Genomic DNA, 13,285 nt, shown 5'->3' on the forward strand with positions numbered 1-13,285 from the left:
CTTAGTTAAAAATATATCTTTGTTTTATATGTTCTTTTATTTTATCTATTTCAACTAATATAAAACCATCAACACAATCATTGAAATCTTTATCCACACTAAACTCTAAAAATCTTACACCATCATCATTTGTTAGTTCACTATATTGTTTATATAAAGCTGGAATAGAAACTCCAATGTTCAATAAAGCTGACTTTAATCTTCTAAAATCTTGTTTTTTATCATCAAATTTGAAAAATTCTCTTATATCAAAAAGGTTATTTGTATAATAATATGGGCTTTTTGCTTCAACTAATATTTTTGGTTCTTCAAAATAGTAAGTGTAATAAAACACCAATAAATCTTTTGCTAAGGATGGAAAAGTCCCAGATATAGACACAGGTCCAAACATATATTTTATATTTGGATTATTTTTTAAATATGCTCCAATACCAAACCAAAGATAGTCTAAAGCTCTTGTTCCCCAATATTTTGGTTGAACAAAACTTCTTCCTAATTCAATAGAATTTGTTAGATAGGGTTTAAATTCCTCATTGAATTGAAATAATGAATTAGAGTAAAAGCCTTTTATTCCAAACTTTTTATAAACAAAATCACAGTTTGCTATTCTATATGAACCTACAATTTCTAACTCATTTTTATCATATAATATTATGTGTTGATAGTAAACATCGTATTTATCAGTATCTCTTTTTTTATTTACACCTTCTCCAACTTTTCTAAAAGATAACTCTCTTAATCTTCCAATCTCTTTTAAAACAATAGAATCTTCAATATAATCGTATAGGTATATCTCTTTTTCATCATTTGTTTGCCCTAAAAGTTGAGATTTTTTAAGTTCATTATATAGGTCAGTTCTATTTACAGGATGTGCTATTGCACTTTGTGTTTCAAAAAAAGACTTTTTGCCTTTTTTTAGGGCATAAAGGTGTTTTTTGTATAAATTTACTAAAAAATCTTTATCTAAACCTTTTGGTGTTAAATTTTCGTTTGGTATTATTTGCCCGATTTTTATATTGATATTTTTTGATTTTTTATTAAACATCTCATTTGATAATAAAAGAGTTGAAAAAGTTTTATTTATCATAGAGATTGTATAAAATGTTTTTGAGTTTTTTGCATCTAAAAATATTGGTAATATTGGACTATTGCTATTTTTTGCAAGACTTAAAAAACCTTTACTCCAAACTTGGTCTTTTATCCCTTTTGGTGTTGCACGGCTTACTTCTCCTGCTGGAAAAATGATAACTGCTTCTTCTTTGTGTAAAGCATCATATATTTTTTTTATACTACTTTTTGATTGTACATTTGAAAAGTTATTTACACAAATAATCAATGGTTTTAATGCTTCAAAGCCTAGTAAAAAATCATTTGCCAATATTTTTACATCTTTTCTTACACTTCCAATAAGCTTTAATAAACAAAGTGCATCAAGACCACCTAAAGGATGATTTGCTATGATTACAACTTTTCCTGTTGAGGGGATGTTTTCTAAATCATTACTTGAAACTGTGTAGTCAAAATCAAAATAATCTAAAACTGCATCCACAAATTCGAAACCTTTTAAGTGTGCATTTTGTGATAAGAATTTATTTATTGAATCTTCATGAACCAATTTTTTTGCTATTTTCAATAAAGATTTTTTTAAAATATTCTCTTTTATGTTTGGAAACTTTTTTTCTATCTCTTTTTGTATATTTATCATCTTTTCTCCTAAATATTAAGTATTTTAAAAAATGTTAGTAACAAATTAGTTACAAAATGAAAATTATTTCTTTTAAAAAAGATATGATAAAATTTTGTTATTTTTTCTCAAGGATGTTTTATGAATAAGGCTGATATTACAAATTTAATTACTGTTTTAATAATGGCTTATGGATATTCAAATAGTAATGATTTAATATTTATGGTTGGACTTTTTGCTTTAAGTGGTGCTGTAACAAACACTTTGGCTATTTATATGCTTTTTGAGAAAATACCTTTTTTATATGGAAGTGGAGTAATAGAAAATAAATTTAAAGATTTTAAACTATCTATTCACAAGTTAATAATGCAAGAATTTTTTACAAAAGATAAGCTAAATAGCTTTTTTAAAGAAGATTTAGACAGTAATAAAAAAACTATTGATTTTAAAGGTATTTTAGAGAAAACAGATTTTTCTAAAGCTTTTGATAGTTTAAAAGAGTCTGTTGTTGAATCTCCTTTTGGTGGAATGTTAGGAATGTTTGGTGGAGTTAATGCTCTTGAACCACTAAAAGAACCATTTGTAAATAAACTTCGTGGTTCGATTATAGATATTTCAAATACCCAATCTTTTCAAGATATTGTAAGTAGTGCTTTGAAATCTCAAGATTTTAGCGATGATATTTATGAAAAATTAAGCCTTATGGTAGATAAAAGATTAGATGAACTAACACCAAAAATGGTAAAAGATATTATCAATAATATGATAAAAGAGCATTTGGGTTGGCTTGTACTTTGGGGAGCAGTTTTTGGTGGTTTGTTTGGACTTTTTGGAGTTTTAATTATGAAATAAATTTTACGAATAAAACTCCACAGAAGTAGCTCGATTTCTAACTGGAGTTTCATCTTGTTCTTTTAACTCTCTTTGTTTTTTATCTAAACTTGTTTTTGTGATTTGTTCATCGATTACCTTTTTTCTTTCTTGTTCTAAAAGGATTTTATTTGTCAATTTTTCTATCTCTTTTTCAAGTTTTTCTATCTCATCTAAAAGAAGGTTTTTTTCTATTACTAAACCACTATTTTCATTTTTTAATTGTCCAAAACGCTCTTTAAATAGTTTATTCTCTTTTTCTATAATTTCGTTGAATTCTTTTAAATTTTTTACTTCTTGTTCTAAAATCACATTCTTTTTTATCAATACAAGATTTTCACTCTTTAATCGTTCAGAGTCTTGCATTGCAAGGCGACTTAAAAGTTCATAATTCATAAATAATCCTTTTAATAAAGATAAATATTATATTATACTATAAAAAGATGGTAATTTGTCATAAAACTTTAATATGTTAATATTATGCTTTTTTAAAGGATTGAAAATGGTAACAATAGATGTTTTGGTTTTGCTTGAAGTTGAAGGGCTAGAAAATAAAGATATATTTGAAAAACATATAAAAAAAGAGGGTTTTTCAAAAGTTGAAAATGAAGATTTTGTATATACAGGAAATTCAACAACAACAACTTTTTCTACAAAAGCATATATTTTAGAAGTTTTTAAAAAAGGTTTACAAAAAAGTGGTTTTGATAGTGCAAATTTGATTTTTTTATTAAATGAAACACCATATCCAGCATATTATTATGATAAAGATACAAATGATTTTGAATTGGTAAAAGAAGAGAAATAGTGAAAAATATTTATGAATTTTTAAAGAGTTTACAAAATGAAAAGAGATTAAAAGAGTGCCAACTTCTAATAGTAAATGATGATGTTCAAGCACAAATTGCGAGTGATATTGTTACTTATTTAGGATTTAAACCATTTGTTTTATCAGATTTTAGAGCAAATTTTGGAGATGATTTACTCTCTTTTAGTCAAGAATTACAAGAAATAACAAAAAATTTAAGTGATTATTATAAATACAAAAAAGAGAATAAAATACTTATCTCTCCTATAAGAACTATTAGTTTCCCTTTACCAAAAGAGAGATGTTTTGATGAATTTACGATAAATTTTGCTGATAATATAAATATTGAAGAGTTTAAAAGTAAGCTTTATAATTGGGGATATTATTTTGTAGATATTGTTACAAGTGAAGGTGAAATATCAATAAGAGGTGATATTATCGATATTTGTCCTTTAGGAAGTGAATTAGGATATAGAGTAAGTTTATTTGATGATGAGGTTGAAAGTATCAGAAAGTTTGATATAGAAGACCAAAAATCTCAAAAAGAAGAGATTGAAAGTTTCTCTATAAACCCAGCTTTTTTAGCACTAGATGAGCAAACTTTTGAAGATATAAATGAAAAAGTACAAACAATTTCAAGTGATGCTTTTGTAAAAGATATTCACTCTTTAGGGTTTTGGTATTTAGGCGATTTAGCACAATATTTACCACAAAATCTAAACTCTTTTATCACTCAAGAAGCTTTAAGTGAACTTGATGAAGTTTATGTTTTTGAAGAAAAAAGAGTAAATAAAGATAAGTTTTTATTAACTCCACAAATTTATAGTAGTAAAAACTATCAAGAGATAAATCCTGCAAATATCAAAGAGTTTATATCTTTTCATAAAGATAAAAAAATAACTATTATTTCAAACTCTGAAGCAAAGGTAAAATCAGTTGATTTGGATTTGAATGATAAAAATATAAAGTATATTTTTGAAAATTTGATATTGAATTTAATAGGTGATGATGAAGTTATAATCTCACTAAATAAAGAGATAAAAAAAAGAAGAAAGAAAAAAGTAAAACTTGTCCTTGATGAACTACAATACAATGATTTTGTAGTGCATGAAAAACATGGAATTGGTCAATATAAAGGAATAGAACCTGTTGTTGTAATGGGAGCAAAAAGAGATTTTGTGATTTTACAATATCAAGGAGAAGATAAACTTTTAATTCCTGTTGAAAACTTAGATACCATTGATAGATATGTTGCGGATGGAAGTTCTTATGCCATTGTTGATAAACTCGGTCGAGGAAGTTTTGCAAAATTAAAAGAGAAAGTAAAAGATAGGCTTTTTGAAATAGCAAATGATATTATAAGACTTGCAGCTGCAAGAGAGCTTGTAAATGGAATCAAAATAGATATAAATAAAGATTTAATATCAACTTTTCAAAAAACTTCAGGCTTTGCTTATACAAAAGATCAAACTAGAAGTATAAATGAGATTTTTTCTGATTTAAGTAGTGGAAAAGTTATGGATAGACTTTTAAGTGGAGATGTAGGTTTTGGTAAAACAGAAGTTGCTATGAATGCACTACTTGCTGTTATTTCTAGTGGATATCAAGCAATTTTTGTATGTCCTACTACACTTTTAGCTACTCAACATTTTCATAGTATTCAAAAAAGATTTGAAAAATTTGATATAAATATAGCAAAATTAGATGGTAAAACTAGTGCAAAAGAAAAAACTAGTATCAAAAAATCATTTGAAAATGGTAGTTTAAAGATGATAATAGGAACTCACTCACTTTTAGATATAAAATCAGATGATTTAGCACTTGTAATCATAGATGAAGAGCATAAATTTGGAGTAAAACAAAAAGAGAAACTAAAATCTTTAAGAGAAGATGTGCATATTTTTTCTATGAGTGCTACACCAATTCCAAGAACTTTAAATTTAGCCCTATCAAAATTAAAAGGTATGAGTAGTCTTTTAACACCACCTAGTGAAAGATTGGGTGTTCGTACTTTTGTAAAAGAGTATAACGATAAACTTATCAAAGAGATAATTTTAAGAGAAAAAAGAAGAGGTGGACAACTTTTTTATGTTCATAACAATATAGCTTCAATTGAAGCAAAGAAAAAAGATATAGAAGATATTGTTCCAAATATCAAAGTAGATATTATACATTCACAAATCAAACCAGATAAAGCTGAAAAGATAATTGAAGCTTTTGAAAACAAAGAGTTTGATATTTTACTTGCTACTTCAATAGTAGAATCAGGAATTCACTTGCCAAATGCAAACTCAATTATCATTGATGGAGCAGATAGATTTGGTATTGCAGATTTACATCAACTTAGAGGTAGAGTTGGAAGAAGCAACAAAGAAGGGTATTGTTACTATGTAGTTGAAGATAAAAAATCTATAACGCAAGATGCAGTAAAAAGACTTGTTGCTTTAGAATCAAACTCTTATTTAGGAAGTGGAACAGCTCTTGCTCACCAAGATTTAGAGATTCGAGGTGGTGGAAATATAGTTGGGGTTGATCAAAGTGGACATATAAAACAAATAGGTTATGGTTTATATTTAAAAATGCTTGAAGATACTTTGGCAACTTTAAGTGGTGAAAAAACACAAGATAAAAAAACAGTTGATATAAAACTTGCTATTTCAGCTTATATTAGTCAAGAGTATATAAGTGAAGATAGAGTAAGACTTGAACTTTATAGAAGACTTAGTAAAGTTACTTCTAAAGAAGAACTTTATACTATTGAAGAAGAGATGGAGGATAGATTTGGTAAACCAGATATTTCTACAAAACAGTTTATAGAACTTATTTTGATAAAGATTTTAGCAACACAAAAAAATATTCAAACAATAAGTTCTTATGAGATGAATATTACTTTTGTTAAAGAAAATGATACAAAAGAGAGTATAAAATCATCTAGTAAAGATGATGACGATATTATAAGTGCAACTTTGGGATATCTAAGGAGATAGTAATTGCTAAATATAGAGTTTTTTAAATGCGATATAAACTTTTAATAATAATTCTTTTATCTTTAAACTCTTTTTCAAAAGAGATTAGAACTATCGATTTTGATGGAGATATAGATTTAGTATTAGGAGATTTTTCAAAATCAACTTTAGAAAAAGTTTGTGATATTTCATATCCAAGTTTTTATAAATTTTGGAAAGAAAACCCTATGTTTAGTGAAAATGACATAAAACTTTGCAGAGATTTAATCGAAAATTATTCCCAAAGTATAGGATTTTATAACTCTTTAATATCTTATAAAATAGATGAAGAAAAAGCTACATTTAGTATCAAAAAAAATGAACAAATAAAAATATCTTCAATAACAATAGAGGATGAATATAAAAACTTAATTGAACTAAAAGTTGATGATGGATTTGAATCATCAACTTTTACAAATTCTAAAAAAAATATTTTAAAATATCTTGGTGAAAAAGGTTATCCAAAAGCAAAACTAGATGCAAAAGCTTATGTAGATATTGATGACTACAAAGTTGATATAGAATATAAAATCACAAAGAATGCTATTCAATATTTTGGAGATGTAAAGATAGATAATAATGCAAAAATTGATACTTCACTTTTAGAGAAAAATCTTGAATTTCACAAAGGAGAGCAATATAACTCAAAACTTATAGATAAAACTTATGAAAACTTATATAATTTTGGTATTTACAAATATATTTCAGTTGAACCAGATATAACTAAAGAGGGTGATATTGTTCCTGTTGATATAAAACTTATTCAAGGCGATTATAGAGAAACTATGTATGGTTTTGGTTATGATACGGATACAAAATTTAGATTTAAAGCTCAATATAAAAATGAAAACTTTTTAGGAAATTTAAAGCAATTTACAATAGGAACAAAAGTAAATAGTGATGGATACAATATTTACAATAACCTTTATAATCCATATTTTATAAGAGATGATATCTCTTTTAACAATGATATTTCGTATGAAGATATGGATTATAAAAGCTATTCACAAAAGAAAATAGAAGAGAAATTATCTTTTTCAAAAGATTTCTTTGGTTTATCTAACACAGCTGGAATTTTACTAGAACACTCTACAATAAAATCAGATTTACAAGAATATAAAAGTGGAAGTTATCTTCTAAACTCATTTTTTTATGAAATAATTTTAGATAGAAGAGATGATGTTCTAAATCCAAAAAATGGCTATTATTTATCTTTTTATATTGAAAATGGTAGCAAACTATTGGCTAGTGAAATTGACTATATTAAGACTTTAAGCCAGTTTAGATATATAAAAACTTTTGATAAAGTTACAAGTTCATTTAAAACAAGTGTAGGAACACTTAACAAAGATTTACCTATTTTCAAACACTTTTTTGCTGGTGGTGATTATAGTAACCGTGGATACTCTTATCAAAAAGTTGGACTTAAAGATTATGAAGATAAGCCTTATGGTGGGCTTTCTATGATTGATAGTAGCTTAGAATTTGAGTATGCCTTAAATAAAGATTTAGGAGTAGTGACTTTTTTTGACTCTACAATGTTAAGCTTGCAAGAGAATAAATTTAACGATAAATTCTATAACTCTTATGGAGTTGGAGCTAGATATTATACTCCTATTGGACCACTAAGAGTTGATGTAGGTTTTCCTATTGATGAGGGTGGTTTTGTATTTCACATAGGAATAGGGCAAGTATTTTGAAAATCTTAAATATTTTAAAATATCTATTTTTTACAATAATTGCAATATTTTTTGTAGGATTTTTGTATTTGATAACTTCAAAAGAAGTAACACAAAAAATATTTTATTATGTAAGTTTGGAAGTTCCTTTAACATATAGTAAAGTTGAAGGAAGTTTATATTCAGGTATAAAAATAGAAGATTTAAATTATGATGATATGGTAAAAGCAAAAAGCTTTTATATAAAACCTAGCCTTTTATCACTTTTAATAAAAGAGATTTATATCTATGATTTAAAAATAGAAAATATAATTTTAGAAGATAAACTATTTATAAATGAACCTAAAGATGAAGAGCAAAATAGTAGTTTTGATATACCATTTTCATTGTTTATCAAAAACTTTGAAGCAAATTTAAATGATTTTATTTATGAAGACAAAAAAATTGATGAGGTAAATTTAAAAACAAAAAATCTCAGTTCCAATTTAAAAGATAGTCTAAATGCAGATATTTTTACAACTATTAAATCAAATTTAGCTTTTATTGAAGCTTCTATAAACTTAGATAAAAACAACTATAAATTAAATTCAAAAATAGAGTTAAAAGAGTATATAAATGCAAATTTTCTACTAAAAGCAAATGGAAATTTAGAAAAAGTAGATTTTGATTTAAGTAGTGGATATTTAAAACTAAAAGATATTGATGAAAAATTGAATATTCAAAGTTTAAGTTTAAGTGGAAACTACGATATAAAAAATGCAAATCTTGAAATTTCTAGCTTAAACTCAAATCTAAAATATGACAAAATAGACTCAAATATACAAGCAAAAGCAAAATTATTAAACAATGATTTGGATAGTTTAGATTTTGATATAAATCTACAAACTACTATAAAAAAGAGTGTTTTTGAAGCATTACATAAAGATATAAATATAAATTCAAATTTTAATGGAAATCTAAAAGAGATAAAATTTACAAATCATTTAGAATCAAATCAAGTAAAAATTGATAAAGAGATTGTAAAAATAGATGCTACAAATTTGGATGGAGTTTTAAAAATAGATGGAAAAGATATTGATATTATTGCAAATACAAATTTAAAAAATTTTGGAAATATAAAGCTAAATAGTTCATATAAAAAAGATAGTTTAAAACTAGATTTAAACTCTAAAATTGCAAATTTAAAGCTAGATAGTAAAGATTTAAAAAAGTTTATTTTTGATGTAGATATAAAAAATCTCAATCCAAATGATTTTTATAAACTAGATGAAATGATAAAAATAGATAAAATTGCTGGAAAAATAAAAGGTGAATTTGAAGAAAATCTTTTTTTAGAGGCAAATTTATATTTAAATGATACATTTACTTTAAATTCAAACTTTAAAACAAAAAAAGATGATTTTGAAGCAGTAGTAAAAAATAGTGTTTTTCAAGCAAATATAGATAAAAATGCTGAAAACATAGACATAAAAGCAAATATAAAAGAACTTAAAAATCTTGAAAAAGAACTAACTAAGATCTTAGAAATCCCAGCTTTAAATCTAAGTGGACTTATAGATACAAAGATAAAAATATCTTCAAAAGATATAGATTTTGAGTTAAATAGCCCAAAAATATCACTAGAAAATGAAAGTTTTGAAAAAATAGATGTAAAAGGAAAATTTAAAGATGAGAATATTATCTTAGATAGATTAGATTTTAGTATAGGAAAAATTTATGATATAAATTTATCAAAAAATTTTACTCTTTTAAAACCAGCCTTTTTCAATATTTCTAATTTTGATGGGAATATTGAATTTGAGAATCTTACATTAAAAACTTCAAAGGAAGATAAAAATATAGTATTGCATATAGCTACAAATGAACTTGCTTTAGAGCATAGTTCTTATGCAAGTTTAGTTTTAAACTCTAAATTAAATATAAATATAGATGAAGATAATAAAATTTTTGTTTTTGGGAATATAAAAGCAAACAACCTAAAAGCTTTTTACAATATTCCAGCTCTAAGTATCAGCAAGGATAGAGATATTATAATCGTTTCAAAAAAAGATACTATCATACAAAAAGATTTTTTTGTAGAAAATATAGCTTTGGAACTTTTAATTATTTCTGATGATATAAAATATAGTGTTAAAAATATTGATTTAAAAACAAAAGCAAATTTGAATATAAAAAAAGAGTTCAATCAAGCAATTAAGATATTTGGTTCTGTTCAAGGAGTTGAAGGTACTTTTACTGAACTTGGAAAAACGTATGAAATAAAAGATTCAAATATCAATTTTAGAGGGCTTGAACCTGTAAATCCTATTTTGGATATAAAAGCTTCTACAAAAGTTGATAATATAGAAATATCTATTGTGATAAGTGGAACTTTGGAAAATCCAAGAATCAATCTAAGTTCAAACCCAATGATGAGTCAAAAAGATATTTTATCTTATCTGATTTTTGGAACAAATTTTTCAGGTGAATCAAAAAATACTCAAAGTAAACAATCTCAAGCATCTTTGTTTTTATTAAATGAACTTTCAAAAGATTATGCAAAAGAGTTGGGTGTGGATATGATATATTTTCAATATGACCCAACAACTCAATATATAGAAACAAGTATTGGAAAAAATATAGGTGAAAAAAATAAAGTTGTATTGAAAAACAAATCACAATCAGGACAATTGATATTTATGAGAGAACTTACAAAACTTTGGAATATTGAGCTAGGGTTTGAAGAAAAAACTCAAAGTATAGATTTGATTTATAAAAGAAGATATTAGTACAGTTTTATATATAAATTTAAATAAATAATCAAAAATAAAACTTTTAGGACATTTTTTAGCCACTTTTTTTTATTACAATACTACTTTCTACTACATACTAGTAGTAGTTATTATAATTATATAAAGGAAGAAATATGAAAATAAGACTAGCTATGTCTGTTGCTGCAATATTGACTTGCGGGGGGGGGTAACCTATTAAGTGCTAATGAAACTACAAGATTAGATGAAATATCTGTTTCTAGTTTTAATTATAAAAATGGTTCAGCTGATTCAGGTTACCTAGTAGAAGAAACATCTGGAATAGGTATTTGGAATGAACGAAGCCTACAAGACACTCCATACTCAATGAGTATAATCTCAAAAGACTTAATCGAAAATGTACAAGCAAAAGATATGCAACAAATCTTTAAGATGAACCCAACAACACAATTATCTGGAAATAATGGAACTAACTCTGGAGATATACAATGGCCAACAATGAGAGGATTTAATGTAAGAAATCCAATAATAAATGGTATCTCTTATTCCAATAATACTTCAAGTTCACCAATGATGCAAGATATAGAAAGAGTTGAAATCATCAGTGGAGCAACAGGATTTTATATGGTGGCGGAAGAGTTGGAGGAGCTATAAACTATATAACTAAAAAACCAACTACAAAAGATTTAAGAAATATAACTATGGGAAGTTATGGAAATGAATCATACTATGGAACTATAGATTTAGGTGGACAGTTTGATGAAAACAATATTTTTGGATATAGGGTAAATGCTTTATATCAAAATGGAGAACTTCCAAATGAATCTGAGAAAGATCAAAAAGCTATTAGTTTAGTATTTGATTATAAACCAACTGATAAATTTTATACAGATATAAAATATTTTTTTAAAGATACTTTAACAAAAGGTGCAAATACTTATTTTATAACTTGGAATAGTGGTTTTGATAGAAGTAGTATCAAAAAAAATAAAAATTATAATCCAAATTGGATAGAAAGTGATATAAAATCAAATAAATTTGAAAATAATATAAAATGGGATATTAATGATATCTTTACTTTAAGAACAAATATTTTTTATGAAAAAATAAAACATAAAGGGGATGATTCAAGGATATTATATCAAGATAATAAATTAGTAATTGACCCATCAACATCTTGGAATACTTCACTTTTTTATAAAGGAGCTTGGCAAGAAACAAAAAACTATGGTGCAAATCTATTTTTAGATTCAAAATTTGATACAGGAAATGTAAATCATATATTAAGTATGGGATATACTTATAGTTCGAGTAAAAACTTTACCCATTCTGATGGTTGGTCTTATTATATACCAAGTAATGATATGAGTTTAGATGAATTTAAAAACTTTAAAGAACCAGATAGTTCTCTTTGGAGTAGTACTTTAGGAACGCAACCTTTAAAACCTAGTTCTAAAATACAATATAAAAATATCCTAATAGGTGATGATATAGTTTTTAATGACCAATGGAGTGCACTAGTTGGAGTAAACTATGCAACTACTATAAATAAAAGCTATATGGCAAATACAAAATATGATAAATCAGAGCTAACTCCTACATTATCTTTAGTCTATAAACCTTTTGAAAATTTAACAACTTATACTACATATATAGAAAGCTTGGAAGCTGGAACAATAGTTGGAAGTAGATTTGCTAATGAAAATGAGATATTAGACCCATATAAAAGTACTCAATATGAGATAGGTGTAAAATATAGTATGCTAGATGAAAGAGCTTTATTAACTGCTTCACTATTTAGAATAGAAAAAGCAAATTCTTATGAAGATACAAGTAGTGTAGCAAGTTTAGGTAAACCAACTTTAACTCAAGATGGAGAACAAATACATCAAGGAATTGAGCTTGGAGTTACTGGAAAAATTACAGATAATCTTACACTTATGGGTGGATTAACTTTGATGGATTTAAGTTTAAAAAAGCATACAAACCCTAACTTAGAAGGCAAAAAACCAACTGAAGCTTCTACAAAAATGGGGAAATTATATGCAGAGTATAATATTCCATATATTCAAGGTTTAACAATAACTGGTGGAGCATATTATACTGGAAAAAGATATTATAATAGTCTAAATACAGATATTATGCCATCATATACACTTTATGATGCAGGTTTAAGATATAAAACAAAAATTGATAAATATCCAACTACTTTTAATCTAAATGTACAAAATATAACTGATGAAGTTTATTGGATAGAGGGAACTATGCTTGGAGATCCAAGAAGTGTTGCATTTTCTATGAAAATGGAGTTTTAAGGAACTATCTATAAAGAGAGTTTTTACTCTCTTTGTACTTTTAGGTGTGGGTTTCAAAGTATTTATTTAATTTTGAGATTAAAATTTCGATACAAAAATATACTTTCCTTTTTACTTTGGAACTCATACTTAAGGGTATAAATAAAATCTTACAAAATGTAATATTCTTTATAC

At 25.6% G+C, this 13,285-nt stretch carries 9 protein-coding genes; 7 read left to right on the top strand and 2 right to left on the bottom strand.

Features of this window, described 5'->3' with window-relative positions; genetic code table 11:
- Nucleotide 1 precedes the first annotated feature (1 nt).
- On the bottom strand, nt 2-1,705 hold the full coding sequence (locus tag CRU91_RS10435) for a lysophospholipid acyltransferase family protein (protein ID WP_113895166.1): 1,704 nt from the start codon (nt 1,703-1,705) through the stop codon (nt 2-4).
- A gap of 120 nt (nt 1,706-1,825) precedes the next feature.
- On the opposite strand from CRU91_RS10435, the gene CRU91_RS10440 reads away from it, so the two are divergent.
- Nucleotides 1,826-2,536: a DUF445 domain-containing protein gene (locus tag CRU91_RS10440; RefSeq protein ID WP_113895167.1), complete on the top strand. Its 711-nt coding sequence runs from the start codon at nt 1,826-1,828 to the stop codon at nt 2,534-2,536.
- Between the two features lie 3 nt (nt 2,537-2,539).
- Here the strand turns inward: CRU91_RS10440 and CRU91_RS10445 are convergent, their stop codons facing one another.
- Nucleotides 2,540-2,950, bottom strand: a complete 411-nt coding sequence (locus CRU91_RS10445) for a hypothetical protein (protein WP_113895168.1) — start codon at nt 2,948-2,950, stop codon at nt 2,540-2,542.
- Between the two features lie 106 nt (nt 2,951-3,056).
- Between CRU91_RS10445 and CRU91_RS10450 the strand changes: the two genes are divergently transcribed.
- The 6 genes from CRU91_RS10450 (at nt 3,057) to CRU91_RS10470 (ending at nt 13,111) form a co-directional block, all read left to right on the top strand.
- Complete coding sequence (locus CRU91_RS10450) at nt 3,057-3,362, top strand: hypothetical protein (protein ID WP_113895169.1); 306 nt, start codon at nt 3,057-3,059, stop codon at nt 3,360-3,362.
- The gene (gene mfd, locus CRU91_RS10455; protein ID WP_113895170.1) at nt 3,362-6,349 is read left to right on the top strand and encodes a transcription-repair coupling factor; all 2,988 of its coding nucleotides are present in this window, start codon (nt 3,362-3,364) and stop codon (nt 6,347-6,349) included. Before CRU91_RS10450 ends, mfd begins: the two co-directional genes overlap by 1 nt.
- 26 nt (nt 6,350-6,375) lie before the next feature.
- Nucleotides 6,376-8,067: an autotransporter assembly complex protein TamA gene (locus tag CRU91_RS10460; RefSeq protein WP_113895171.1), complete on the top strand. Its 1,692-nt coding sequence runs from the start codon at nt 6,376-6,378 to the stop codon at nt 8,065-8,067.
- On the top strand, nt 8,064-10,814 hold the full coding sequence (locus CRU91_RS10465) for a translocation/assembly module TamB domain-containing protein (RefSeq protein ID WP_113895172.1): 2,751 nt from the start codon (nt 8,064-8,066) through the stop codon (nt 10,812-10,814). Before CRU91_RS10460 ends, CRU91_RS10465 begins: the two co-directional genes overlap by 4 nt.
- Nucleotides 10,815-11,162: 348 nt before the next feature.
- Nucleotides 11,163-11,450: a TonB-dependent receptor plug domain-containing protein gene (locus tag CRU91_RS12410; RefSeq protein ID WP_235826999.1), complete on the top strand. Its 288-nt coding sequence runs from the start codon at nt 11,163-11,165 to the stop codon at nt 11,448-11,450.
- A gap of 5 nt (nt 11,451-11,455) precedes the next feature.
- Entirely contained in the window at nt 11,456-13,111 is a 1,656-nt protein-coding gene (locus CRU91_RS10470; RefSeq protein WP_235827000.1) for a TonB-dependent receptor, read from the top strand.
- Nucleotides 13,112-13,285: the final 174 nt, after the last annotated feature.

This window comes from Aliarcobacter vitoriensis (genome assembly GCF_003316695.1).
In the GTDB taxonomy this organism is placed as follows: Bacteria; Campylobacterota; Campylobacteria; order Campylobacterales; family Arcobacteraceae; genus Aliarcobacter; species Aliarcobacter vitoriensis.

Coding starts and splice junctions, on each gene's coding strand:
- CRU91_RS10435 (WP_113895166.1), bottom strand. CDS start 1,705: ATGATAAATATACAAAAAGAGATAGAAAAAAAGTTTCCAAACATAAAA.
- CRU91_RS10440 (WP_113895167.1), top strand. CDS start 1,826: ATGAATAAGGCTGATATTACAAATTTAATTACTGTTTTAATAATGGCT.
- CRU91_RS10445 (WP_113895168.1), bottom strand. CDS start 2,950: ATGAATTATGAACTTTTAAGTCGCCTTGCAATGCAAGACTCTGAACGA.
- CRU91_RS10450 (WP_113895169.1), top strand. CDS start 3,057: ATGGTAACAATAGATGTTTTGGTTTTGCTTGAAGTTGAAGGGCTAGAA.
- CRU91_RS10460 (WP_113895171.1), top strand. CDS start 6,376: ATGCGATATAAACTTTTAATAATAATTCTTTTATCTTTAAACTCTTTT.
- CRU91_RS12410 (WP_235826999.1), top strand. CDS start 11,163: ATGAGTATAATCTCAAAAGACTTAATCGAAAATGTACAAGCAAAAGAT.